Source organism: Neoluteolibacter marinus, assembly GCF_014904755.1.
Taxonomy (GTDB): Bacteria; Verrucomicrobiota; Verrucomicrobiia; order Verrucomicrobiales; family Akkermansiaceae; genus Haloferula; species Haloferula marina.
In genome coordinates, this window is the sequence record NZ_JACZFQ010000090.1 from 35,767 (window position 1) to 61,801 (window position 26,035).

A 26,035-nucleotide genomic window follows, 5' to 3' on the forward strand; every position below is an offset into this window, starting at 1 on the left:
CGCCTCCCCGCAACTGGAATTGTCGCGCTATTTCGCCGGAATCCGGGTGCGGGCGGCGGTGAATCCCGGCGCTTCCGCGGTGATCTCCCAGGCGCCGCCGTTGCCTGCTCCGGCAGGTTGGTCGCAGAGCTGGATGGTGCCCTCGGCGCTTCCGCGCGTCTCCGCCATGCCGCCGGCGAGGTCGAGCACCGCGCGGATGATGGTTTCGCCCTCCGCATCGGAAACCGCGGCCTGGGGCGGCATCGGAATCTCTCCCCAGGCGCCCGCGCCGCCGGTTTTCAGCTTGGTCCGGAGGCGCTCCAGTGCGCCCGCGTCACCGCGGTTCTTCATCGCGACGTCGAGGTAGCTCGGCCCGACCACGGTCTTCTCGATCTGGTGGCAGGCGAAGCATTGCTTCGAGGTCAGCAGGTCGGTGATCGCCTGGCTGAACTGCGGGCCGCCGGCATCGTGGCCGGTCGGCGGGATGTAGCGGGCCCGAACCACGAGCTTGCCGGGATCGGCGGCACCCTTGACCGAGAAAGCGAGATCCTCGCCGAAGCCCGGGCGATCCGGCTTGCCGGTGAGTTCCAGCTGGAGCGCCGGCCCTGCGGTCTTTTCGACCAGCGGGACCCGGGCGACGCCGATCGCACCCTTGGCGTCGGTCGCCACGGCGCGCAGCTCGAGGCCGCCGCCGGTGTGGGTGATCGACGGGCCGCTGCCTATTTTCGACTCGTCCGCGCCTTCCGTCAGCCACCACTCGATGGTCAACGGGTCGCCGTCGGGATCCGACGCGGTGGCGGTGTAGGTGGTGCCCGCCGCCGCGACCTTGACGGCCGGAGGCCGGTTGCCATCGGCAGGGCGCAGGCGGCGGACGCGGCCGTCGGTGCCGAACCACCACTCGCTGCCGTATTCAAGCAGCCAGACGGTTCCGTCGGCGGCCATTTCCAGGTCCATCGGATGGTTGATGCGGTCGAGCAGGGGCTCGAGCGATTCGAGCTTCTCGTCCTTTCCGAGCTTGGCTTTCCAGATTTTGCCACGGGACCAGTCGTAGGTCAGCAGGGTGTGGTCGTCGTCCTTGCCGAGCAGGTTGTACTTACGATTGGCGTCGTAGTAGAAAACCGGGCCTGCCATCGCGTTGCGGCCGCCTTCGCCGACGGTCGGGAATTCCTCGCTCTTGGCATAGGGATACCAGATGAATGCCGGTTGGGATGCGGGCAGCACCTTGAGGCCGTTGCTGTGGACGGAAGGGTTTTCCGGCGCTTTGGGGTCGGTCATCTTGCCGGGCTTGCCGGTGGTGAAATCGACGATCGGATACGGCTTGTTGTCGGCGATCACGAAGGGCCAGCCGAAGTTCCCGGCCCGCTTCGCCTGGTTGACCTCGTCGTGGCCGCGAGGGCCCTTCTCCTTGGAATCGCCGGCGTCGGGGCCCACCTCGCCCCAGTAGAGGACGTTGGTTTTCGGGTCGATCGAAATGCGGAAGGGGTTCCGGCAGCCCATCACGTAGATCTCGGGGCGGGTGTTGGCGGTACCGGGAGGAAACAGGTTGCCGTCGGGGATCTCGTAGCCGTCCTCGGTCGGCCGGATGCGCAGGATCTTGCCGCGCAGGTCGTTGGTGTTGCCGGCACTGCGCATGGCGTTGGCGTGCTCGTGGCCGTCGCGGTCGTCGATCGGCGCGAAACCATCACTCTCGAAGGGGCAGGTGTTGTCGCCGAGACTGAGGTAGAGCAGGCCGTCCGGTCCGAACTGGATCGATCCGCCATGGTGGCAGACGCGGTCGCGGCGGTCGGTCGGGACGTCGAGGAGGACCTTTTCGGAAGCGGGGTCGAGCTTGCCGTCCTTCATTTCAAAGCGCGACAGGCGGTTCAGCATTTTCTCCGGATGGCTGTAGTAGAGGTAAAGCCGGTGGTTGGTGGCAAAGCCCGGGTCCAGCTCGATCCCCAGCAGGCCGTCCTCGCGGGCCCAGGGGCTGTCCTTGTCGGCCTTGCGGAGCGCGGTGACGGGGATTTGGCCGACTTCGAAGATCCCGCCGGTGGACGGGCGGATCCGGAGCATCCGGCCCTCGCGCTCGACCACGAAAAGATCGCCGTCCGGGGCGATCGCCAGCTCCATCGGATCATTGAGGTGATCGGCAATGAGGGAGTTCTCGATCTCAGCGGCGGAGGCGGTGGCGGCCAGGGCGAGAATTGCAGTAAATTTCATAAGCGGCGCCATCTTACGACAGCTGGCAAGCGGGGTTTTCAGAATGCGGTAGAATGCCCGCGAAACACGGGTTTTTCAGGGTAACGGAAGCCAGCGGGCGGCCCGCTAGTCGGCAAGGATACGCACCCGGTAAAAGCGCTTATCACCGGCGATGACAACGCCAATGACCGTCGTACTCGCGGTGGCCTCGACCGCCGCGCCGGCCTCGGCCCAGGATCCCTCCTCCATCGAGGGGCTGGTTTCGAGCTGATAGATGCGCCCGGGAACGCTCGCGAAGGTCACCTCCACGGTGTCGCCGCTGCGGGCGATGCCGGTGGCTTTGAAGACCGATCCGGGGTCGAAGGGGTTGGTGCCGACACTTTCCTCGTCGGCATTGGCCGCACCGTCGCCGTCCTCGTCGGCCGCACCGTCCAGCAGGGTCACGGCCACGCTGGCCGGGCTTGCGGGGCCGGCCTGGGCCGGGTCGTGCGGGTTGACGGCCGCGACTGAGAGGCTCACCTGGTCGCCGGGAACGAGGCCGGTGATTTCAATCCTGGCGAGACCGGTGAACAGGTCCGGCTGTGCGATGCCGTTGATGACCGGGGTGACCCGGTAGAGCGGGACGACGCCTTCCGCGTCGGCCGCGACGGGGGCCCAGGTGAACGCGGCGCTGGTTCCGATCGCGTAGCCGAAGCCGTTCGGGCCGGCGGGCTGGCCCGGTGCGAGGGTAGGAGCGGTGGTGTCGAGGAGCTTGAGGAATTGCGCCTCGTAGGGAGCGCCGCTCCAGCCGGCGGCATCGACCGGGACCTTCTTCAGCACGACGCCGATCCCGTCGGCGAGGAGCTGGCTGCCGCTGCGGCCGCCTCCCCAGAGCAGGGCCTGGTCGCGCGAGGCATCCAGGGAGGTGTAGGCGGCAAGGTTGCGGACGTTGTAGGTGCGGCCCGGCTTGATGCCGAAGAGATTGGTGCCGCCCTGGTCGATCGCCACCCGGAAGTCGCCGCCCTGGTCGGCGTCGCGGTCGAGGTTGACGAAGCCGAAGACCACGTCGCTGGTGGCGGGGGAGGCGTTGGCTGTCTCGTACTTGGCCACGGAGAAAATCCGCTGGTGGGTGCCGCCGCCGTCGAGGTCGAGGAAGTAGCGGTTCGGCGAGCGCAGCGCCGGGCTGGCGCGGCGGGCGCGGCCGATCGCCGCGTAAACCGGCTGAAGCTGGTCGAGGCCGAAGTCGCTGTTCGTCCACAGCGGCATCATCGAGTTCCAGGTTTTGAAGTGCGGGATGAACTTGCCGAGGTTCTTCTCTAACAAGTCGTAGCCGTAGAGCGTCGAGATGCCGAGTTCCTGGCCGGGAAAGATCATCGGCACGCCGTCGATGGTCGAGCAGGCGGCGTAGCGCAGCAGGGCCTGCCAGGGGTCGTTGTAGTTGTCCTCGTCGTGGGAAGTGGTGTTGAGCAGCACCAGGCCCTGGCCGTAGCTGCCGCGGCGCGATTCGAAAAGGCTGCGGAAGCCGCTGGTCATCGAGTTCGAGCCGACGTCCAGCGCCTTCATCCCGAACAGGATGTTTTCGTTGAGGATGTCGAAGCTCCGCGCCGAGCGGTAGGTGACGTTGCCGCCGTCGAGCGACTCGGCCATGAAGGCGAAGTTCCACTTCCGGCAGCGGGTGACGTTGACGATGTATTCCCAGCCTTGCGGCGGGATGCCCTGGGCGAAGTCGGCGCGCAGGCCGTCGATGCCTTTCCACGTCTGTTCCGCGGGCGGGGTGCCGGCGGTGCAGCCGGTCTGGTCGAGCCAGTGCAGGCAGTAGCCGGTGAAGTAGCGCCAGACGTTTTGGGTGATCGTGTCGAAGTGGCCGTTGCCATCGCCGCTGCCGCCCTCGCTGCCGGTCGAGTAGTCGAACCAGTCGCCCTCGCTGTCCTTGTTCCCGTTGCCGCCGGGGTTCACGTCGACCAGCGCGGCGTAGCGTCCCCAGTAGACATCGTAGGTGTCGATGAACTTGCCGAAGTCGCCGCGGTCGGGTGCCAGCGCGATGCTGCCGGCGTCGTAGGCGCGCTGGGCGTAGTTGCCGGCGCGCGAGAAGAAGCGCGCCTCGTGGTTGCGGATCTCGTCGCCGGCGTTGGCGGCGGGGGCGAAAAGCCCGACACCCGGGGTGCCGAGTTCACAGTCGAACGAGGTGTGGTTGAAGGGTGCGTCGAGCATCACGTTGACGCTGTCCGACCCGCCGTTGTCGGCGGCGGCGACGAAGTCCTGGAATTCCTGCATCGCCGCGGCGCGGGTGTTGGCCTTCGACATCCGCGGTTCCACCTCGAAGAAATTCTTCACCGCGTAGGGGCTGCCGATCGCGTACGGATAGTTGACGTCCTCGTAGGGCGCACCGCCGTTCCACCGCCAGGTGGTGGCGCCGGGATCGCCGTAGCCGAGGTTGATGTTGCGGGTGTTGATGTCCGCGGCGCTGAGGTGGCGGCCGGCGATGCCGACCGGGTGGATCGGCTGGAACCACAGCCAGTTCACGCCCAGCCCGCGGGCGTGGTCGAGGTTCCAGCGCGGGGTCCGGGTTGAGCCCGGGCCATCCCACAGGTCGACGAAGGTGCTGCGCAGGCTTTCGCCGATGCCTTCGGATTCGATGTTCAAGGTGTTGATCTCATACATCACCATGTCGCGCAGGGTGGCGGGTGAGACGACCAGGCAATGGTCGCGCTTGAATACCCCCGGGCTGGTCTCCTCGGCATTGTAGTAGCGGTAGGTCCCCGGGGCGTCGCCGTTCAGCCGGTAGCGGGCGGTCAGGCGGTAGGCGCCGGTTTTCTCCGCCTGCAAGGTGACCTGGTAGCCGCCGCTGACGCCGGTCATGGGCTGGGCCTTGAAGTAGTGGCCGTCGTCGCCGGCCGCGATGGTGTTGGCGTCCGGCGGCTTGATGCCGTCGTGGACACCGTCGCCGTTGGCATCGAGCGCGGCGCGGTCGCGGCGGTTGAGGTTGGTGAGCACTTCCGCGCTCTCCACGCCGAGGGTCTGGGGGTCGAAAAAGACGGTCACCGGCACGCTGTCGCCGGCCACCTCGTCGAGGAAGAGGTGGCTGGTGGTGTAGTTCGCCTCGATCTCGGCGGCCGGCAGGCGGACGGGCGAGCCGGCGGAGATCCGGAGCGTGCCAGCGGATAGGGTCGTGAGGCTTCCGGCCGCGATGAGCGCGAGGGTCTTCACGGCAGGAGAATGCTGACTCGGTAGAAACGCGGGCCGGCGACCGGGGCGGGGTCCGTCCAGAAATGCATCGGGTTGGCCTCCGTCACGCTGAAGCTCGCGCCGAGGTCCTCCCAGCTGCCGAGATCGTCGCAGGCTTCCACCTGATAGATCCGGTTCGGGATCACCGGGAACTGCAAGCGCCAGGTTCCGCCGTCCGGCGAGATGACCGGGGTCAGGAGGTGGCCGTCGGCCGGGTCGCCGGGGTCGAAGTCGGCGAGGAACTCGAGGATCGCGCTCAGCCCGTCGCCGTCCTTGTCGCTTTCCGCGCCCTCGTCGCCGTCGGGGTTGTTCGGGTCCAGGCCGTGCTGGATTTCCCAGTAGTCCGGCAGCCCGTCGCCGTCGCTGTCGAGGATGGCCCCCGGCGCGGCCTTCACCAGGCGGATGTCCGACAGGGTGATGTTCCCGCGCTGCCAGGTTGCCCGCAGTTCCGAGAGCTGGTCGGGATTGCCGGTGTAGAAATTGGGGAAGTGGAAGGCCAGGGCGCTCTCGCTGCCGGTCTCGTCGGCGATGAAGGTGTAGCCTTCGCGGGGGATCAACGCGCCGTCCAGGGTGATCTCGAATTCACCGGTCATCTGCGCCGCCGGAACCGGTTCGCCCGCGATGTAGCCGAGGCTCTTGTCGAAGTAGACCTTGGCCTGGTAGTTCATGTCGACCGTGGCGCCGTCGGTGGTCGGATACTCGATGCGGTAGTTGACCGGGTAGCCGGTGTCGATGTTGCGGGTGAGGGTGGTGAACCAGCCGCCGGCGTCGTCGAGGTTGTTGTCGGGCGAGGAGGATGCCTCGCGCAGCCGCACCTGGACGACCGCGGCACCGCTCGACGGGATCTGCTTGTAGTCGAAGCGCCACTCGCGGGCGAAGCCGCTGGTGCCGAGCTGGGTCGGGGTCACCTCGGTGGCGGCCGCCCACTGGCCGGCACCGTTGCCGTCGGCCGCGCCGTCGTTGCCGGCGTCGGTGTCCAGGATGTTGAACTGCACGCCGGTCACGCTGGCGTCGGTCAGCACCACGAAGCCGTAGCTCGATCCGCCGATGGTCGCGTTTTCGGCGGGAAAGGCCATCTCGCCGGAAGGCGGCTCGACGTCGTAGTAGAAGGTCCGGCTGCTGGTCTTGAACAGCGAGGCCGCCCCGCCGCGGTTGAGGAAGGCGCGGGTGCTCACGAAATGGAATCCTTCACGGAGCCCGGTGTGACGAATGCCGTTGTCGGCATTGGGAAAGACGGTGCAGGTCGTGGCGTCGAAATCCGCGATCTCGAAGATCGTCTCCATGTTCTGCTTGAGGGTGACGTCGTCCTTGCTGAAGGGGAAGCGGTCCGGCGCGTCGGTCTTGTGGACGCCGATCTTGTAGCGCAGCACCGTGCCGTCGGGCAGGGCGGGCAGCGTGGTCTTCCACCATTGCGGCGTCCCTCCGCCGTCGACGGTGCCATCGTGGTCGAAAGCCATCGCCGCGACCTGTGTGGCGCCCTTGCCGGCGCCCATGCTGCCCTCGGGATAGGTCGTGCCGTCGGTGGTGTAGTAGAGCCAGGCGTGGCTGATGCCGCTGGCGGCGTAACCGACCTTGGTCCAGACCGTCACCGGCTGGCCGGCGGCGTCCGCGGGTGCGGGGGAGAACTGGGGTCCGGCGACGCCGTTGATGTCGGCGTTCCCGGGGCCGTGGTAGACCCAGTCGGCGGTGCCGGTGTCGGTGCTGACGCCGCCGCCGTCGTTGCGGGTGAAGCCGGCGCTGCCGATGGTGCACTGCCAGGTTTCCGCGCCCGGTGAACCGATGATCTCGCGGCCGGTGTTGGTGGTCCGCGCGGCGAATTTCTCCACCGCCCGGGCGACGAAGCGCATTTGCTCGTAGCCGGCGACCATGTCGCGGGTGACCCCGGGCGGGTTGTCGCGGCCGGCGGTGAAGCCCATCTGCGAGTTCAGGTCGATCCCGGCGTCGAGCTTCATCAGCACGTTGTTCGCCGAGCCGTCGGTGCGGGCAATGAAGCGCAGGTTGGCGGGATCGGTGACCCGCGGGACCTGGACGGTGTGGGTGTAGGCGGGATCGCCGTTGGCGCCGTCCTTCCGCTCCACCGCGATGGTGGCGGCCGGGACGCCGTTCTCGAGGATCTGGATCGGCTCCACGCCGGTTCCCTGCCACAGGGCCGGCAGCTCGGGCACGTCGTAGGAAAAGGCGAAGTAACCGCCGGAGGGAATGATGACCGGGTCGAGGCTGCCGTCCGCGCGCAACTTGCCGTCGCCGCCGACCGAAGCATGGAAGGGGCCGCCGTGGGGCGAGTAGTTCTTCAACCGCGAGCCCGGGGCGAAGACCGTGCCGAAAGGCATCTGCTGGCCGCCGGTGTAGTTGCGGGCATGCATCACCACCAGCGTGGTCGCGTTGGCGTCGCTCATGCCGGGGCTCTCGGAGTAGTCGCGGAATTCCCAGCCGCACGCGTCCTGTCCCTGGTACTTCGGCCATTGGTCGCCGCGGATGAAGTCGCGCCGCACCCGCAGCGAGCCGGTGACATACTGCTGGCCGTATTGGCCCAGGAAGGGGATGTGGGCCTGCTTCGGGAAGTGGTCGGCGGAATGGTTGTAGCCGTCGGTGTAGACGATCGGCAGGCCGGCGCGGGTCAGCATGTACTGGTGGGCCGCCGGCCGCTCGCTGCCCGCCATGTAGTTGTTGTCGTGGCTCAGGCAGTACATCATGCCGCCGTTGACGCCGAAGGTGAACTTACCGGGTTCATCGTAGTTCGCCATGGTCGAACCGATCCCGGCGAATCCGCCGACATTGTTGAGGAAGTCGTCGTTCGCCACCCGCATGCCGGCGGCGAGGTAGTCGGCGGGGTTCGGCGGGGCGCCGAGGTGCTCGCCGTAGAGCATCAGGTCGTCGCGCGGCGCGTTGGTGGAGTAGCACGAGTTGCGGTGGTTCGACCAGTCGGCGAAGCCGCGGCTCAGGTTGAACTGCGCCTGGGCGCCGCCGAGGTAGCCGGCGCTCGACGGGTCCTTGTCGCCGCCCTGCAAGCCGAAGAAGTAGCTCGGCACGTGTTTCACCGCATCGAGGCGGAAGCCGTCGCAGGCGGTCTGGTCGATGGTCCAGCGGATCGAGCGGATCAGCATGCCATTGACGTCCTCTGCCACCGGGTTGCCCATGTTGTAGATGCCGTCGCCATGGCCCCACGCCGCGGTCTGGTGTTCCGGCACGGTCGGGTCGACGCCGGTGTCGGTGAAGGCTTCACCGGCTTCGCCGGCGTCGTGCTGGCCGTTGCCGTTGGTGTCGGTCCAGTCGAAGCGGCCGTTGCCGTTGGCGTCGACGAAGGGCTCCTTGTCGGCGAAAGGATGGAAGATCACGCCGTTGGCATCCGCCACGCCGGGCAGGTCGGTGTCCGGGTAGAGTTCGGTCCGGCCCGGATGGCGGATACCGCTCCACTTCGGATGGTCGGTGCCCTCGTTCTGGCCGGTGGCGTCGAAGCTGGTGTTGGGGTTTTCCTGGGCGATGTCCCACGCGAAGGGGTTGCGGTTGAGGACCTGCCACTCGTCGTTGTAGTCGAGGCTGTCGGTGGCCTTGCGCCAGCCGCCGCCTTCCCGTTTCACCAGGTGGAAATCCTCCGGCACGAAGCCGGGAATGCCGGGCAGCAGGGTCCCGGGCGGCACGTCGTCGAGTGGCCCGGCGCTGTGCGCCATCACGTTGTCGAAGTAGACGCGGAGGCCGAAGCGGTGCGCCGTTTCCACCAGCCGCAGCAGCTCCGCCTTGGTCCCGTAGCGGGTCGCCACCGTCCCCGCCTGGTTCTTGTCACCGAGGTCGAAGCGGTCGAGCGGGTCGTAGCCGACCGAGTACGCGCCCGAGCCGCACTTGGCCGGCTGCGGCAGCCACAGCGCGGTGTAGCCCGCTTCGGCGAGTTCCGGCATGCGGCGCGTGATCTCGGTCCAGCGGGTGTTGAAGTACTGCAGGATCACCTCGCCGCGCAGGGCGGGCGAGACCAGCAGCGACAAGAGCGCGGCCCATCGGCAGGTTCGGCGGGGACAAATCATCGGGGTTTTCGTCAGTGAACGCCACGACGTGCCGGGTTTCAAAGGGTTTCGGCGGGACCGGGGTCCACGCTCCGGGCACGGCGGGCACCCATGGAATGTCCGCAACGGCCGCGGGGTTTAATCAATCGCGGCCGGGATTTGTCCGGCTCCCTCGGCGTGGCGCTTGATGTGACCGAGGACCCGCAGGTGAATGCGGTGGATGATTTCATCGGAGACCACGCCCCAGTAGAAAGCCGGGGCGATGCGGTGGGTGTACCAGGTCGTGCCCTCCAGCAGGACACGCCCGTCCTTCTCGGAGAGCCGGAACTGCCCCTTTTTGGAAGTCATGTAGCCGTGCAAATGGGGGGCGTGCAGGTCGTCGTAGAGGGAGAACTCCTTCATCGCCGGCGGGTTCTCGGTGACGTCGAACGAAAGCCTCCGGGGAGCGTCCCACTCGGTCACCGGTTCCACGAAACTGCCGGTGGAAAAGGTGCAGTAGCGGATGGCTCCCACGCCGTGGCCTTCGATGCTGGCTTTCACCGGGTAGGCGATGCCGAGCCGGAAGATCGCCTCCGGCGTGCCGTGGATTTCCGGGAAGGCGATGACGGTGTCCCAGACATCCTCGATGCGGGCGTCGACCAGGACCGAGGTGGTGACCTCCCGCAGTTCCGGCTCCGGTGCGGTGGCGTGTTCGAAGCCGACCAGCAGGGGAAAGGCGAGGCACAGCAGGGAAAGGATCGTCGATCGCCCGGCGGCTCCGATCGACGACCCGACAAAACGACCGGCCGCCGCGCCGACCAGGCCCAGCGCCATTGCCAGCGGCAGGGCCATCAACAGGCAGATCAGCCCGTCCAACGCGAAGATCATGATCAGTCCGCCGAGCGCCAGGATGCTCAGCGAGGCGACCCCGTAGGCGCTGCCGAACGACATCGGCCGCCGGTAGCTCCAGCAGAAGGCGGAGAGGAAACTCACGGCGACCGGCAGGCCGACAAACAGGCTCCAGCCGTATTCCTCGAAACCCTTGATGGAAAGCGCCGCGCCTCCCATTCCGATCAGGGCGGGCAGGAATATCGCGGTGAGCTTGTGATTGAGGAGGCGTTGCATGACGGTCGGGCGTCCGGCGCGGGCGAAGTTCCGGAAAGCCTCAGGGCCGCTTCGCAATCGTGCAAGTTTGGTCGATTCTTGTGACGCAATTTTACAAGCCAAACGGGTTTGAAGTGGGGAGAGTAGGAGTCTAACCCATGATGACCCGGGCTCTGCTCTCCTTTCTCCTGCTTACCTTGCCCGCCGTGGCGCGGCATCCGGTCGGCAACGTCAACCGCTTCCTGTCCAACTCCTCGCGCACCGATTTGATCGGCCGCGACCTGTGGACGACCGGCAAGGAGGTCAACGACGAGCGCGTGTCGAAGCCCGACTTGTCCGGGCGCCCGCAGGTGCCGGAGCAAAACTGGACCCCGCCCGCCTTGGGCATGAACGGGGTCTTCGCTGCCGGCCACCAGACCCCGCTGGCCGATGTCATCCGGATCAAAGTCCGCCAGCATGTCGGCGGGGAGGTCGTGCCGCTCGACCTGGTGGTCACCCGCCACCAGTGGACGCCGGCCTGGAGCATCACCCACTACCGGCCCTTGCCGTCGGGGAAGCCTGGCAGCTACCCGTTTTCCGGCACGATCGCGATCAAGGAAACCAAATGCGTCACCGGCGACGACGTCTTTGTCACGCGGCTGGAAATCCTCAACGACAGCCGCGGCGACACCACCGTCGACTTGCTACTGGAAACACCGGAGTTCACCCGTAGCGACGACGGCAAGGTCCGCTTCGATGCCGAGACCAACGTCGGCGGGATCTCCGGCGGCGCGCCGGGCAAGCGCGGCGGCTGGCCGATCAACCCCACCGGCTTTCTTTCCACCTCCGGCGACCTGGCCTTTGGCGAAGGCATCGTGCTGCCGCCGCAGAAAACGAAAACCCTGCGGCTCGCCTTCGCGGTCGACGAAACCGGCACTACCAACGCGGCGGACCGCGTCGCCGCGACGCTGGCCGATCCCGATCCCTTCAAGCGCCATGAACAGGATTTCAACGCCTGGTTCGACGCCAAGGTGCCCGCCTTCACCACCGACGATCCCGACCTCGCGAAGCTCTACTACTATCGCTGGTTTCTGGTGAAGCGGAACATCCACGACCCCAAGCGCTTCATCGCGAACCATCCCTACAAGCGGCCGGCGATCTACGAGAGCCCGATCGGCGACTGGTTCTGCGCGGTCATCGGCCTGCCGATCCCGGTCCAGGTCCAGGAGGTCCGCTGGTGCCGCGACATCACCCCGGGCAAGGACCACATCCTCAACTGGGCGGAAAACGTCCACTACCAGTACCGCGACTATCTCCAGTTCACCCCGGCGGCCTTGTGGAACTTTTACAAGATCAACCCCGACCCGGAGATCCGCGCCGCCGTCGCCCAGCCGGCCACCGACTACGCCTGGAAAGACGTGCCCGTCCACGGCCAGCCTCAGCTCCCGGTCCAGGAAGGCAGCTGGCCGACCGGCGCGGAGTACCAGCCGAACTTCTACCAGTTCACCAAGCCCGAGCCGTGGGACTGGCGCCACGACGTCGAGGGTCACAAGCAGGGCTTACCCTACGCGAAGTCGGTCCGCCTCGACAAAGCCGCGTTCACGATCGCCAACCTCTACGGCGCGGCGCACTTCATGGAGGAGCTCGGCAACACCAGGAGCTTCACCGATTCCCGCGCCCAGGCCGACCGGATGCTGGAAACCGTGAAGCAAAAGCACTGGAAAGACGGCTTCTTCTATTCCGCCGACCCGGAAACCGGTGCCCTCGCCGACCAGGCCGCCGGCTACGACGGCTTCCTGCCCTTCCTCTTCGGCATGATACGGGATCCGCAGTATTTCACCGCCTTCGACCGGTTCTTCGACCCGGACTGGTTCTGGTCGGAGTACCCGATCACCACCGTCGCGAAGAACTCGCCGATGTACTGGAGCGGCAACTGCCTGACCGGGCCGACCGCCGCCAGCGTCGCCGAACCGCACGTCTACCACTGCTGCTGGAACGGCCCAATGTGGAACTACAACAACAGCGCCATGTGCAACGCGCTGGGATCGGTCGCCGCCACCCCCGGCGGCGCCAAGTACCGCGACGGCTGGCTCGAGTTCTACCGCCGCTGGTCGGACAGCCACTTCATCTACGGCGACCGCTCGGTGCCCTGCGCGCTGGAGCATCTGCGGCCGACCGACGGCGCGAACTTCCGCCGCCAGGTCGTCGACTACTTCCACAGTGCCTGGCTCGATCCGCTGTATTCGTTCTGGGCCGGCATCTCGGTCCCCGACTCGCGCGACCGGGTCCGGTTCGATCCTTTCACCGACGAGGACTTCCGGTTGGAAAACGTCCCCGCGGGCGGCCGGGAGCTGACCTTCGTCCAGCAAGACGGCCGGCGTTCGGTCCTCGACGCCGACGGCAAGCTCCTCGCCGAGGGGGCGGGAGCTCTGGAGGTGAAATAACCCGCAAGCCCTCCCGTATCGCGATGATCGACAACCACCACCCATCCCTCGAGCAGCACGGCGGGACTTCCGCGGAGGCGGTGACGCTTGTCCTCGAGTCGGTGCGGCGCGGCGATGGCGGGGCGTCGAAGGACCTGCTGCCGGTGGTCTACGAGGAGCTGCGGCGGCTGGCGATCTCGCGGATGGCCCACGAGCTGGCGGGGCAGACCTTGCAGGCCACCGCGTTGGTGCACGAGGCGTGGCTGCGCCTGGTCAACAACGGCGACCGCACCTGGCAGAACCGCGCCCATTTCTTCGGCGCCGCGGCCGAGGCGATGCGCCGGATCCTGATCGAGAACGCCCGCCGCAAGTCGCGCCTCAAGCGGGGCGGCCATTGCACCCGGGTCGACCTGGTGGACGTGGAACTCGCCGACACCACCTCGGACCAGAAGATCCTGCTGATCGACGAGGCGTTGGAAGAACTGGAGGCCAGCGACCCCGACAAGGCGCGGGTGGTGGTGCTGAAGTTCTTCGGCGGCATGACCAACCAGGAGGTCGCCGAAAACCTGGCGGTCAACGAGCGCACGGTCGAGCGGCACTGGGCCTTTGCCAAGGCGTGGCTGTTCCAATCCATCCGCGGCCGGACGCGCTGCGAATGACCTGCCGGGTTTTGCCGGTGCGATGGCGCATGAAGGAGTGAAGCACCGATGACCGGACGGAACCCAGGCGAGGAAACCCTCTTCGATGCCGCGCGGCAGATCGGTCGCGGGGCGGAGCGCCGCGCCTTCCTCGATGCCCGCTGCGCCGGGGAGGCCGCGAAGCGATCGCGGGTCGAGGCGCTGCTGGCGGCGGAAGACGAGGCGGAACGGTTCTTCGAACATACCCTCGCCGGGTTCCGGGCGCTGGTCGATGGCGCCGCGGCGGAACCTTTTGGCGGAACGGTTGCTTGCGCCGAGGAAAAATCCGGGTCGCGCATCGGCCGCTACGAGGTGCTCGAGAAGATCGGCGAGGGGGGCTGCGGGGTCGTTTACATGGCCGAGCAGCTCCATCCGGTGCGCCGGCGGGTGGCGCTGAAGATCATCAAGCTGGGGATGGACACCAAGTCGGTGATCCGCCGCTTCGAGGCCGAACGCCAGGCGCTGGCGATGATGGATCACCCGAACATCGCGATGGTGCTCGACGCCGGGGCCACGGAGTCGGGGCGGCCATACTTCGTGATGGAGCTGGTGAAGGGTCTCAAGATCACCGATTACTGCGACCGGAACCGGCTCGGGACCCGCGAGCGGCTGGGTCTTTTCATCCAGGTCTGCCAGGCGATCCAGCACGCCCATCAGAAAGGCGTGATCCATCGCGACATCAAGCCGTCCAACATCCTCATCACCCTCCATGACGGGGTGCCGGTACCGAAGGTCATCGACTTCGGCATCGCCAAGGCCACGGAGACGATGCTCACCGACAAGACCCTGTTCACCGCCTACTGGCAGATCATGGGCACGCCCGCCTACATGAGTCCGGAGCAGGCGGAGATGAGCGGGATGGATGTCGACACCCGCAGCGACATCTACAGCCTCGGCGTGCTGCTTTACGAGCTGCTGACCGGCCGCACCCCCTTCGACGCGGCGACGCTGCTGAAGTCGGGAGTCGACGAGCTGCGCCGCACGCTGCGCGCGACCGATCCGCCGCGGCCATCGAGGATGCTGCTCAGCTTGGCCGGCGAGGAGCTGGCCCGGACGGCCGGCTGCCGCCGTGCCGAGGTTCCCAGGCTGGTCTCGCAGGTTTCCGGCGACCTCGACTGGGTCGTCATGAAGGCGCTGGAGAAGGACCGCTCGCGGCGCTACGAGACGGCCAACGGGCTGGCGCTGGATGTCCAGCGACACCTCGCCCACCTGCCGGTCACCGCCCGCCCGCCGACCGCGGTCTACCAGTTCCGCAAGCTCGTCCGGCGGAACAAGGCGGCCTTCGTCGCCGCCAGTGCGGTGACCGTCACGCTGTTGATGGGACTGGCGGCCTCGTCGTGGCTCTACCTGCGCGAGCGCGATGCCCGGCGCCGCGCGGTGGTGGCGGAGCGCCGGCAGGTGGAACTTCGCAAGGAAGCTGAAGCGGGTCGTGCCGGCGAGGCCCTGTTGCGGGAGCAGGCGGAGACGCGTGAAAAGATCACCCAGGCGGTCGTTTCCGTGCGCTACGGCAACCATCCCGCCGCGGATGCGATCGTGAAGGACCTCAAGGTGAGTCGCGCGACGCTGGAAGGGGCGGAGGTCTACCGCACGCTCGGCGAGTGGCACGCCTATGCCGGCCGCTGGAAAGAAGCGGCGGAGCGCTTTTCTTCGTTGCTGCAGGTCAACCAGCTGGAGTGGAAGGACCAGCCGTCGCTCGACTATGTGCGGGCGAGCGCGGCCTGGATCGAACTCGGCGACCTCGCGGGCTACGAGGAGTTTCGTAAGTCGATGCTCGGGCGCTACTGGCACTCGTCCGACCCGATCTCCGCGGAGCGCACGATCAAGTGCTGCCTGGTCTTGCCCGCGGACGCCGAGATGATGGCGAGGCTGGCCCCGCTCGCGGAAGTCTCGGTCCGCTCCTTCGACGGCAAGAGCGAGGATCTGGTGAACGAGGACCAGGCGACGCGGATGACCTGGCGGATGCTTTCGATCGCGTTGATGGAATACCGCTTGGGCCGCTTCGAGCACTCGGCCTTGTGGTCGCGGCGTTGCCTCGCCTACCGCGAGGAACTTCCGGCCCGGGTGGCCTTGGGCAAGACCCTGCTGGCGATGGCGCTGTTCGAACTCCACCAGGGAGACCAGTCGGCCTCCGAGCTGGCGGCGGCGCGGGAGATCATCGACGCGAGGTTCGCCGAGGTCGCCGAAGTCGGTTGGGAAGAGGATTACCACTGGTTCGACTGGGTGATGGCCCGCGTTCACCTGCGGGAAGCGATGGAACTCTTCGCCCGCGGTCCATCGTCGGCTGCCGGGGCGGACTGAGCGTCGGGAGCGCGGCCGCCGGATGAGCCGGCGGATTTTTTTCGCGGGCGTGTCGGATTCGCGCGGGCCCTTGGCGCATTGGAGGAGACCCCAGAAACCGCTGCCGGGGGCATCCCCGGTATCGACCCGCCGCTGCGTCGCCGACTCCCGGGCGCCATCCGGCCGGAAAACCTAACCAAAATCCTGACGAAACCCATGAGAACCCCTTGCCTGACACCGATCACCCGGGCCTCGTTGCTGGCCACCGCCTCGCAGCACTCCCGTTGGTTCGCCTGCCTTGTTGCCGGAGCCTCGGCCTTCAGCGCCGCCCCGGTGTTCGCCGTCGATTGGAACGGCGCCGGTCCCGACTGGAACAATCCCGCGAACTGGACGCCCGCCGGGGTGCCGAGCGGTGCCAATGCCGTGATCAACGTCACCGCGCCGAGCATCGCCACCATCAACGCGACCATCTCCGTCACCCCGGTGGATATCATCATTGGCGACGGGGCGACAGGCCAGCTCGACCACCTTGCAGGGGACGCCGGCACCGGGCCGGGGAACTGGATGTTCGCGGGCCGCAACGGCGGGACAGGCGTCTACAACCTGGGAGATCCGGAAGACGGCGACGGCACCTACAGCGGCCTCGCGACCGGCACCGGCAACCTGAACGTCGGCGGCCGCCTCTACGTCGGTGGCAACGCCGGCACCGGCAGCACCGGCACGGTCAACGTCAACACCGCGGGCACGCTGGCGATCGGCGCACATCTGGAAATCGCCACCAACTCCAGCACCGGCACTTTCAACCTCGACGCCGGGTCGGTGACCGTCGGCGACTGGATGGAGGTCGGCAACGGCGGCGGTAGCACCGGCTATCTCAACATGTCGGGCGGCACCATCACCAAGGGCGGCAACAACGGCTTCATCATCGGTGCCAACGGCGCGACCGGCGTCGCCACCGTCACCGGCGGCACCATCGTCACCACCTCCGGCGGCAACGGCCAGTTCCGGGTCGGCAACAACTCGGGCTCCAACGGCACGCTCTATTTCTCCGATGCCAGCCTGAGCGTCTCCAACGAGATCTGGATCGGCAACAACACCGGCGCCGGCGGCACCGGCACGCTGCTGATGTCCGGCGGCACCTGGACCAAGACCGGTGTCAGCAATTTCATCATCGGCGCCAGCGGCAACGGCACCATGGAGATGAGCGGGGGAATCGTCGACGTGGCGCCGAGCACCACCGCCGACCGCGGCATCACCTGGATCGGTGAACAGAACAACTGCACCGGCGCCCTGACCCTTTCCGGCAGCTCGGAGTTCCGCACCGCGAGGTTCACGCTGGGCGTGACTGGCGGGACCACCGGCACGCTCGACCTGGACGGCGGTACGGCCAGGACCGGCCAGATCACCGGCGGCGGCGGCACCTCGACGGTGAACTTCAACGGCACCCAGATCGTCGCGACGGCGAACCAGGCGAACTTCGTCGCCAATCTCACCGGTGCCGTGGTCGAGGCCGGCGGCCTGAAGGTGGATACCAATGGTTTCAACGTCACGATTCCCCAGGGCCTCACGGCGGGCACCCCGTCCGGCGGGGTGGTGAAGACCGGCTCCGGGTCGCTCACGCTTTCCGGGCTGAATTCCTACACCGGTGATCACCAGGTGAATGCCGGCCGGCTGGCGGTCACTTCCGACTCGACCGGCGGCGGCAGCTTCACCGTCGCCGACGCCGCGACCTTGGGCGTGATCCAGACCAGTGACATCAACTCGCTTAATGCCGCGAATGTCACCCTCGGCAGCTCCGCGGCGACCGCGCTGGACATCGACCTCGGCGACATCGCCGGCAATCCCGAGGCCGCGCCGCTCAACGTCACCGGCACGCTGACCCTGAACGGTGAGGTCACCGTCAACCTGGCCGACCTCCGGCCCGCGGTCGGCGTGGTTCCGCTGGTCGCCTACCAGGGCGCGGCGGCCGGCGGTGGATCCTACACCCTTGGCTCCCTGCCGAACGGGGTGGTGGTCAGCGCCGCCGGGATCATCGACGACCCGGACTACTACGGGGCGGGCCAGGGACTGGTCTACGTCGAAGTGGAAAGCGTTTCGCTACCGTCGTGGACGGGCTCCGACAGTTCGGTGTGGGACACCACGACCGAGAACTGGTTCGACCTCGTCAGTTACCTTGACTCCACATACAGCGACCCGGCTCCGGTTCTGTTCGACGACTTCGCCGAAGAGACCGCCCAGGACATCACCCTCGACGAAACGGTGGCGCCGAGCAGCGTGGTCTTCGAGAACTCGACCCTGGTATTCAGCCTTTCCGGCACCGGCAAGATCACCGGTGGCACCGGCTTGACCAAGAAGGGCACCTCGTCGGTGACAGTGAGCACGGCCAACGACTACCTGGGCGTGACGTCCGTGTCCGGCGGCACCCTCGAGGCGATCAGCCTCGCCGACGGCGGAGCCCCGAGTTCGATCGGCGCCTCGTCCTCCGACCCGGGGAACCTGGTCCTCAACGGCGGCACCCTGAGCTACACCGGGGCTCCGGTGACCATCGATCGCGGCCTGACCGTCGCCGCCTCCGGCAGCACCATCGCCGTGGCAGACGCCCTGACCTTGGCCGGGCCGATCGTCACCGCCGGCGGCGACTTGACCAAGGCCGGCGCCGGTAACCTGATCCTGGCAAACGACGGGCCGAGCGTGATCGGCGCGGTGAGCCCGGGCTGCAAGGTGCAGGAGGGGACCCTCACGCTGAGTGGCGCGGGGGCCCAGGCCATCACCGTGATCGGCGAGATGCAAGTGGCCAACACGCCCGACGTTTCCGCCGACCTGGTGTTGGAAAACAGCTCGCTGACCACCACCAACTTCCTCGCGATCGGCCGCGGCAACGGGGACAACGGCGTGTGCCACCTGACCGCCACGGATTCCACGCTTTTGACCGCGAACTTCAGCACCGGCTACAACAACGGCCTGGCCAACAACGCCAGCGAGCAGTTCGTGGTGCTGAACGACACGGTGTGGACCAACACCGGGGTGACCTATCTGGCCGAAAGCACCGGGTCGTTGGCGACGATGACGCTCAACGGCACCTCGCAGTACAATGCGGCCGGGACCATCCTGGTGGGCCGCTTCGGGGGCACCGACGCCACCTTGACCCTCGCGGACGACAGCAGCGTGACCAAGACCGCCGGTTATCTCGGCATCGGTGCCGGCGGCACCGGCGTGCTCAACGTGCAGGGCAACGCGTCGTTCACTTCCAACGTCGATGACTTCAATGTCGGCGACGGCGGCACGGGTACGATCCACCTCGGTGGCAACGGCGAGGTGAACGCCTCGCAGGTTTACGTCGGCAAGGGCGCCACCGGGATCGGCCTGATCGACCAGACCGGCGGGTCCTTCGAAAGCAGCACCTTTGTCACCGTCGGCCGTTTCACCGGCGGCAACGGCGAGGTCAAGGTCTCCGGCGGAACCTTCACCCAGAACGGTGCGGCGCAGACGCTCCTGCTGGGGCAGGAAGGCAACGGCTCTTTGTGGGTCTCCGGAACCGGCGAGGTGCTCGTCAACGGCACCGCGCTCCAGCTCGGGACGGCCGGAACCTCCAGTGGCACCGTTCACCTCGACGGAGGCACGTTGACGGTCCGGCAGGTCATCCAGGGCGCCGAGGGCAACAGCGAGTTCTACTTCAACGGCGGCGTCCTCAAGGCCAACACCGGCGCGGCCTTCAACTTCCTCGCGGGCCTCGATGCCGCCTACGTGAACGGTGGTGGCGCGGTGATCGACTCGAACGGCCAGACCATCGCGATCGGCCAGAATCTCGTCGACAGCGGCGCTGCGGGCGGCTTGACCAAGACCGGGGCCGGGACCTTGTTGCTGAACGGCAGCAACAGCTACACCGGCACGACCACGGTCGCGGCGGGCACGCTCGGCGGCACCGGCTTGATCGCGGGTCCGCTCGCGGTCCCGGCCGGCAGCACCATCGCCCCGGGAGCCTCGGCGGGAACCTTCACCGCCGGTGCCACCACGATCGACGGCACCTATGCCTGCGAGATCGACGGCGCCACCGCGGACAAGCTGGTGGTGAACGGGGCGCTGGTCATCAATCCGGGCGCGGTGCTCGACTTCGACGTGCTCGCGGCACCCACGGTGCCGATGCTGGTGATCGCCAGCTACGGCGGCCTTAGTGGAACCTTCACCGTGCAGGACCTGCCGGACGGCTACGAGGTCGACTACCACTACAACAACGGCGTCAACTCGAACAACATCGCGCTGGTTTCCACCGCCGGCACGCCGTTCGACTCGTGGATCGCCAGCCACTTCCCCGGCGAGACCGATCCGCTGGTGATCGGCGCAGGCGCGGATCCGGACAAGGATGGCAGCCCGAACTTCCTCGAGTTCGCGCTCGGCGGATCGCCCGGTGATGCCGCCGACGGGCCGAAGGCCTTCCAGTTCGCCGCCGACGGGGGTGACGCCGGCAGCGAGAAGGAACTGCTGATGACCATCGCGGTCCGCGGCAACCCGACCTTCAGCGCCGATCCGCAACCGACCGCCACGGTCGACGGCTACACCTATGCCGTCGCCGGCAGCCTCGACCTCGGCACCTTCGCCAGCCCGGTCACGGCGGAGGCGAGCGCGGTGGTCCCGCCGTCGCCGGACGACCTGCCGCCGGCGGGCTATGTCTGGCGCACCTTCAGCCTCGACGGATCGAACAACCTCCCCGGCAAGGGCTTCATGAGGGTGGCGGTCGAGCAAGCTCCCTGATGTTTGGGTTCATCGGGATTTGAAACCGGGAGGCGTGCCAATTGGGTTTTGGCACGCCTCCCACTTTCTTGCCATGGTCGGCAGGACCTGCTTCATGAGATTCCACGCGCTGCTTCTCCTTTTCCTCGCGATCCCCGCCCGCGGCGACATCGCCCGCTGGGCCGACGGCCGCATCCCGGTGACGGACGGGCTGGAGCTGTGGCTCGACGCGACCCGCGAGAACGAGGCCCGCGAGGCCCACTACATGAACCGCCTGGAGAACGGGCAGGGGATGGAGATCTGGCACGACTCGTCCGGCCGCTCGCGCCATCTGGTCCAGTGGAGCGCGGAAGCGAGGCCGTCCTTCCGCGATGGCAGCGCGGCCTTCGACGGCGGCGACTACCTTGCCGCGCTTCTAACAGAACCGGTGGCGGGCAAGGGCTTCACGGCCTTCCTCGTCACCGCACCGGATCGAGCGGGCGGCGACTTCCCGGCAATCCTCAGCGCGGCAAAGCGCGGAGAAAACGACTACACCAGCGGACTCAACATCGATCTCGGCCGTGCCGCGTCTGGCGACGGGACCGCCCCTTTCCTCAATGTCGAGGGCGCCGGCCAGAGCGGTGAAAGCAACCTGCTGCTGGCGCCGCTCGCCTTGCCGCAAGGCCACCTGCTGACCGTGACCGGGGCACCGGGCGGCACCCGCTTGCGGGCCGACGGGGTCGCGCAGGGCCGCCGCGACCGGGGCGACGTTTCGATGGTGCTCGATCGCGTGGCCGTCGGTGCCCGCTTCGTGGAACCGGAGATGCATCATTTCTTCCAGGGGCGGATCGCGGAGGTCCTGCTGTTCAGCCGCAGCCTTGGCGACGACGAGATCGCGGCGGTGGAGGGCTGGTTGCAGGGAAAGCATGCCGCGTTCCTGCGTCCAGCCGATCCCGATGCCCCGCGTGAGGTGCCGTTGGAACCGGCGAAGGACGCCCCGGTGGTGCAGATGTTCGTGCCCGGATTCACCGTCGAGGAGCTGCCGGTCGAACTGAGCAACCTCAACAACATCGAGTACGCGCCCGACGGCCGGCTTTTCGCCGCGGGTTACGACGGCCGCTTCCACGTCTTGCGCGACACCGATGGCGACGGCCTCGAGGACCGGGCCGATACCTTTTCCACCGCCACCACCGACAACTATCCGCTGGGCCTGGTGGTCAAGGACGGCATGCCGCATGCCTTGCTCGCCGACGAGCTGGTGCGTTTCCGCGACACCGATGGCGATGGCATTCCGGAAAAACGGGAGACCGTCCTCAAAGGCTGGGACGATCCCGCGCTGCAGGACGACCCGAACCTGATGCACCGCCGCGTCGACAGCGCGATGGCCCTGGCGGCCGGTCCCGACGGCTCGTGGTACCTGACGATGGGCAGCGCGAATCCGGGCAACGGTTACTGGCAGAAGGCCGAGGGCGACGTGTGGTCGCCCGACGCCGTGAAGACCGGCAAGCCCGGCTATGCGCCGGACAAGCGCCGCGGTTGCCTGCTGCGCATCTCGCCGGACGGCCAGGTCGAACAGCTGGCGAGCGGCTTGCGCTACATCATGTCGCTGCAATGGGACCAGCACGGCGAGCTCTTCGCCACCGACCAGGAAGGGGCGACCTGGCTGCCGAACGGCAATCCTTTCGACGAGCTGCTCCATCTCCAGACCGGGCGACATTACGGCTTCCCGCCGCGGCACCCGGAACTGCTGCCCGATGTGGTCGACGAGCCCAGTGTTTGGGACTACGCGCCCCAGCACCAGAGCACCTGCGGCTTCCGTTTCAATGGGCCGGCGCAAAACCGCCCGCGCTTCGGCCCGGAGTTCTGGGCCCACGACGCGATCGTCACCGGGGAATCCCGCGGCAAGCTCTGGCGCACGACGTTGGCAAAGACCCCGGCCGGTTATGTCGCCGCCAACCAGCTGATCGCCCGGGTCGGCATGTTGCTGATGGATTGTGCCATCTCCCCGCAGGGTGACCTGGTCCTCTGCTGCCACAGCGGACCTCCCGACTGGGGCAGTGGTCCTTCGGGCATGGGCCGGCTTTTCAAGATCCGCTACGCCGGCTCCGATGCACCCCAGCCGGTTCTCGCCTGGGCGGCGGACGAGACGACCACGGTGGTCGAATTCGACCGACCGCTCCCGCGCCACACTTGGGCCGACCTTGCCGGCCGCGTGCATCTTGAAACCGGGCGCTTTGTCGACGCCGCGGATCGCTTCGAGACGATGCGACCCGGCTATGCGGTTGTCCGCGCCCAGCAGAACGCTCCGCGTTTCCGCCTGCCGGTGAAGTCGGCGGCCCTCGGGGATGACGGCCGCAGCCTGGTGATCACCAGCCCGCCGCGTATCATCGCGGATCCGTATGCGATCACCCTGGAGGTGCCGCGCGGGGAGGCCGGCATTCCCCAGGCCGGGGCGATCGATCTGGTACACACCCTCGGCGGGCTTGCCGCCAGCTGGCAGGGAGAGGATGGCTGTTCCTGGAGCGGCTGGTTGCCCCATCCCGACCCGCGGGTTTCGGAGGTCCTGACCCGCGGCAGTGCTTTCCACGCCGAAGCACGGAAGCTTTTCGCCAAGCCGGGAACCCTGAAGCTGCGTTGCCAGCTTGACCTCAGCCATCTGCTCCAGCCGTCGGTGCAACCCGGATCGAAGCTCGACTACACTCCGGAACCGGAGGTCGCGACCCTGTCCTTCGACAGTGATGGCCGCCTCAAGATCAACGGCGGGGACGAAGGGAGCATCACGCTCACCGGGGATGGCCTGCATCCGCTGGAGATCGAGGTCACCACGCCGCTGACGCAGCTCGAGGCGACCTTTGTCACCGCCATCAGCAGGGTGCCCCGGCCGCTCGGGACCGGCAGGTTCTTGCTGCCCTTCGCCCGGCCCGGCGATGCCGCGCTGCGCGAGGCGACGATCCCGGAGATCGCCGGCGGCGACCGCGGGAACGGCCGCGCGCTGTTTCATGGCAAGGCGACCTGCTTCACCTGCCACACGATGAACGGCGAGGGCCACGCCGTCGGTCCCGACCTCAGCAACACCGTCCACCGCGACTACGCCAGCGTGCTGCGGGACATCGAGGATCCGAGCGCCACGATCAACCCCGATGCCATCGCCTATCAGGTTTCGCTGGTCGATGGTCGCTCGATCGTCGGCGTCCGCGTCGGTGAAACCCCCGACGAACTCAGGTTCGCCGCGCCCGGCGGGGCCGTCACTACGGTGAAGAAGTCCGATCTTTCTAGTAGCACGGCGCTGCCGGTCTCCCTCATGCCTCCCGGCTTGTTGGGCACGCTCAGCCCGCAGGAGGTGAAGGACCTGATGAGCTACCTGCTTACCCCGTCGGAGCCTTGATCACCCGCCTTCGGTTCCCCTTCCGTTGAGACGGCATAGGTCACCAGCACCGCGGCGTGGTCGGACGGCCAGGTGTTGCCTTCCACCGGGGACTTGTCGGTGCCCCAGGCCCCGACGGTAATTTCAACCGTGGTGGTGAAAGTCCGCGCCTCGAGCACCCGGAGCGAGCGGCCCATGTGGTAGACGAAGTCGATCCGGTCCTGTGGCTCGTCGCCCTTGTGAATCGCCGACCAGGTGGTGCCGGGGAGCACCAGCGGGTCCGGGTGGCAGGCCCGGAAGGAATCGGTCATGCCGCTCGCCGCGACCTGCCGGCTTTCCGGCCAGGTCACCGGGCCCAGCCCGCCGTGGGAGGAAGCCGTGGCCACGGTCCAGTCGAGATGGGAGGGCACGTTGAAGTCGCCGGTTAGGAAGACCGGCGTGGTGTCGGCGGAAGCGAGCGCGGCCTTCATCGATGCCAGCACCGCGGTGATCTGCGCGACGCGCTCCGAACGGTTGTTTTCCGCGAGGACACCCGCCGCCGTGGCTCCTTCCGCGCGGGCGGCGTAGGGCCCGTAGTGCAGGTAGTCGAGATGGGTGTTATAGATCACCACCTCGCGCGGCGTGTCTCCCGCCAGCTGGACCCGCGCGCCGATGAGGCGGTCGCGGCCGATGCCGCTGCCGGAGTAGGTTTCCAGGATTGGATGACGGCTGAGAATCTGCACCGAGCCGGTGCCCCCCGCGGCACAATGCCAGCCGAGGGACCTTGCCATCCGCCGGGCGCTTTCCGGCGACGATTCCTGCAGGCCGACCAGATCCGCGCCCGAGGCCCGGATCGCCTTTTCGGCCTTGGCAAAGCCGTCGTCGACCTGGCTCCAGTCATGCCACGTGTTGAAGCTCATGACCGTCACCTTGGTTCCGGCGGCACCGGCCGGACGGCACAGCAAGGCCGCCAGGAGGCCGAGACAAAGAATTCCCCCGGCTCCGGAGGGAGAGCGGTGAACGGCCGGTGAGGCGGATTTCATGGAGCTGATGCTTGGCGATCCGCCGGGTTTGTCGAGCGGCGGATCCAATGCTTCCTTTCCAATCCCGCGTCATCGGTTAACATCCCCGGATCATGATGCCGGAAAACGCGGAAACCATTGCCAGAGGCATCATCTGGGCGGCCATCGTGGGGTGGCCGGTGGCGCTGGTGGTGGCGTGGGGACTCAAGCGCCGCTGGGGCTTGCGCTACGACCGGCTCGGCGAGTCGAGCTCCGAGGAAATGATCGATGAGCTCAACCGTGCCTACGCCACGCGGCGCAGCACCGTCATCCGGACCTCCACCGAGTACCTGCCCTTCGTCTTTGAATGGATCCGCGAGGTGGTGGACGGCGGCTTCGACGACGTGCAGATGCGCTCGCTGCTGGACCGCATCGACTTCCACCGTCCGGGGGACCACCGCCAGGCGGTCTTTCCCGTCGAGGTGAAGGGGCGGACCGTCGATCTCTTGTTCCAGTGGTCGCGCGATTCCGGGGACCGGGTGCGGCTGCGGGTCACCGCCGCGCCGACCATCATCCGGGCGCTGCGGGAGCAGAAGCGGAAGATCCCGAAGGTGGCGGCGGTGAAGTGACCCTCGCGGCCCGTGCCGGCTGCAACCGCTAGCCCGGGGACTTGAAGTAGGTGGCGACCTGCTTGTCGAAAGTCAGGGTCCAGGCAACCCAGGCGAAGAAGATTCCCATCAGGACCATCCACACGCACAACACGGTGACGATCCCCGAAGCGTCGGCGTACCCGTTCTCCACGGTTCCGGGGACCATCATGGCGATCCGGCGGAACAGCATCGGAACCGCGCCGATCACGGAGGCAAGGACGCCAAGGGTGCACAGCCCGGCGACGACCCCGCGGGCCCAGGGAGCCCCGCGGAACAAGAAGAGCGACAGGATGCAGGTCAGCGTGAAGCGGATGCCCCGGGCGACCAGCTGCTCATTGGCCGAGACCGAGGCAAGGAGGCCGATGTTGGCGAGGGAGACCAGCACGAGGGCGACGGCAATGATCCGGGTCTTTCGTCGGCCTGGCATGTTGCGGGGAAGCTGCCGGAATCGAGAAGATCACGGCAAATTGATTCTCGCCATCCAGGCAAAGAAAAGGGGTCGCACACCCGTGCGACCCCGATAATTTCGTCATGAAATT

At 67.4% G+C, this 26,035-nt stretch carries 12 protein-coding genes; 6 read left to right on the forward strand and 6 right to left on the reverse strand.

Annotated elements, in window-relative coordinates; genetic code table 11:
- Nucleotides 1–27 precede the first annotated feature (27 nt).
- The 4 genes from IG178_RS16935 to IG178_RS16950 form a co-directional block, all read right to left on the reverse strand.
- Nucleotides 28–2,178: a PQQ-dependent sugar dehydrogenase gene (locus tag IG178_RS16935; protein ID WP_193213757.1), complete on the reverse strand. Its 2,151-nt coding sequence runs from the start codon at nucleotides 2,176–2,178 to the stop codon at nucleotides 28–30.
- Between the two features lie 105 nt (nucleotides 2,179–2,283).
- Nucleotides 2,284–5,343, reverse strand: a complete 3,060-nt coding sequence (locus tag IG178_RS16940; RefSeq protein ID WP_193213758.1) for an alpha-amylase family protein — start codon at nucleotides 5,341–5,343, stop codon at nucleotides 2,284–2,286.
- A complete protein-coding gene (locus IG178_RS16945) occupies nucleotides 5,340–9,377 on the reverse strand; it encodes an alpha-amylase family glycosyl hydrolase (RefSeq protein ID WP_193213759.1) in 4,038 nt (1,345 codons plus the stop codon). The genes IG178_RS16940 and IG178_RS16945 overlap by 4 nt, the downstream gene beginning before the upstream one ends.
- A gap of 117 nt (nucleotides 9,378–9,494) precedes the next feature.
- On the reverse strand, nucleotides 9,495–10,460 hold the full coding sequence (locus IG178_RS16950; protein WP_193213760.1) for an SRPBCC family protein: 966 nt from the start codon (nucleotides 10,458–10,460) through the stop codon (nucleotides 9,495–9,497).
- 137 nt (nucleotides 10,461–10,597) lie between these two features.
- Between IG178_RS16950 and IG178_RS16955 the strand changes: the two genes are divergently transcribed.
- The 5 genes from IG178_RS16955 (at nucleotide 10,598) to IG178_RS16975 (ending at nucleotide 23,887) form a co-directional block, all read left to right on the forward strand.
- The gene (locus tag IG178_RS16955) at nucleotides 10,598–12,862 is read left to right on the forward strand and encodes an MGH1-like glycoside hydrolase domain-containing protein (RefSeq protein ID WP_193213761.1); all 2,265 of its coding nucleotides are present in this window, start codon (nucleotides 10,598–10,600) and stop codon (nucleotides 12,860–12,862) included.
- A 23-nt stretch (nucleotides 12,863–12,885) separates the two neighbouring features.
- Nucleotides 12,886–13,500, forward strand: coding sequence for a sigma-70 family RNA polymerase sigma factor (locus IG178_RS16960; protein ID WP_193213762.1), 615 nt, complete (start codon nucleotides 12,886–12,888; stop codon nucleotides 13,498–13,500).
- Between the two features lie 48 nt (nucleotides 13,501–13,548).
- Complete coding sequence (locus tag IG178_RS16965; protein ID WP_193213763.1) at nucleotides 13,549–15,816, forward strand: serine/threonine protein kinase; 2,268 nt, start codon at nucleotides 13,549–13,551, stop codon at nucleotides 15,814–15,816.
- A 195-nt stretch (nucleotides 15,817–16,011) separates the two neighbouring features.
- Nucleotides 16,012–20,544 (forward strand): beta strand repeat-containing protein, encoded by a 4,533-nt coding sequence (locus tag IG178_RS16970; protein WP_193213764.1) that lies wholly within the window; start codon nucleotides 16,012–16,014, stop codon nucleotides 20,542–20,544.
- Between the two features lie 94 nt (nucleotides 20,545–20,638).
- A complete protein-coding gene (locus tag IG178_RS16975) occupies nucleotides 20,639–23,887 on the forward strand; it encodes a DUF7133 domain-containing protein (protein WP_193213765.1) in 3,249 nt (1,082 codons plus the stop codon).
- Here IG178_RS16975 and IG178_RS16980 read toward each other — a convergent pair.
- Nucleotides 23,860–24,888: an endonuclease/exonuclease/phosphatase family protein gene (locus IG178_RS16980; RefSeq protein WP_193213766.1), complete on the reverse strand. Its 1,029-nt coding sequence runs from the start codon at nucleotides 24,886–24,888 to the stop codon at nucleotides 23,860–23,862. The two genes, IG178_RS16975 and IG178_RS16980, sit on opposite strands and share 28 nt — an antisense overlap.
- 92 nt (nucleotides 24,889–24,980) lie before the next feature.
- Between IG178_RS16980 and IG178_RS16985 the strand changes: the two genes are divergently transcribed.
- Nucleotides 24,981–25,475, forward strand: coding sequence for a hypothetical protein (locus tag IG178_RS16985; RefSeq protein WP_193213767.1), 495 nt, complete (start codon nucleotides 24,981–24,983; stop codon nucleotides 25,473–25,475).
- 28 nt (nucleotides 25,476–25,503) lie between these two features.
- Here the strand turns inward: IG178_RS16985 and IG178_RS16990 are convergent, their stop codons facing one another.
- Nucleotides 25,504–25,923: a hypothetical protein gene (locus tag IG178_RS16990; protein WP_193213768.1), complete on the reverse strand. Its 420-nt coding sequence runs from the start codon at nucleotides 25,921–25,923 to the stop codon at nucleotides 25,504–25,506.
- Between the last annotated feature and the right edge of the window lie 112 nt (nucleotides 25,924–26,035).

What these genes read in the sequence shown, in the direction of transcription:
- IG178_RS16935 (WP_193213757.1), bottom strand. Translation starts at nt 2,178, where the DNA reads ATGAAATTTACTGCAATTCTCGCCCTGGCCGCCACCGCCTCCGCCGCT.
- IG178_RS16945 (WP_193213759.1), bottom strand. Translation starts at nt 9,377, where the DNA reads ATGATTTGTCCCCGCCGAACCTGCCGATGGGCCGCGCTCTTGTCGCTG.
- IG178_RS16950 (WP_193213760.1), bottom strand. Translation starts at nt 10,460, where the DNA reads ATGCAACGCCTCCTCAATCACAAGCTCACCGCGATATTCCTGCCCGCC.
- IG178_RS16955 (WP_193213761.1), top strand. Translation starts at nt 10,598, where the DNA reads ATGATGACCCGGGCTCTGCTCTCCTTTCTCCTGCTTACCTTGCCCGCC.
- IG178_RS16960 (WP_193213762.1), top strand. Translation starts at nt 12,886, where the DNA reads ATGATCGACAACCACCACCCATCCCTCGAGCAGCACGGCGGGACTTCC.
- IG178_RS16965 (WP_193213763.1), top strand. Translation starts at nt 13,549, where the DNA reads ATGACCGGACGGAACCCAGGCGAGGAAACCCTCTTCGATGCCGCGCGG.
- IG178_RS16970 (WP_193213764.1), top strand. Translation starts at nt 16,012, where the DNA reads ATGAGAACCCCTTGCCTGACACCGATCACCCGGGCCTCGTTGCTGGCC.
- IG178_RS16975 (WP_193213765.1), top strand. Translation starts at nt 20,639, where the DNA reads ATGAGATTCCACGCGCTGCTTCTCCTTTTCCTCGCGATCCCCGCCCGC.
- IG178_RS16980 (WP_193213766.1), bottom strand. Translation starts at nt 24,888, where the DNA reads ATGAAATCCGCCTCACCGGCCGTTCACCGCTCTCCCTCCGGAGCCGGG.
- IG178_RS16985 (WP_193213767.1), top strand. Translation starts at nt 24,981, where the DNA reads ATGATGCCGGAAAACGCGGAAACCATTGCCAGAGGCATCATCTGGGCG.
- IG178_RS16990 (WP_193213768.1), bottom strand. Translation starts at nt 25,923, where the DNA reads ATGCCAGGCCGACGAAAGACCCGGATCATTGCCGTCGCCCTCGTGCTG.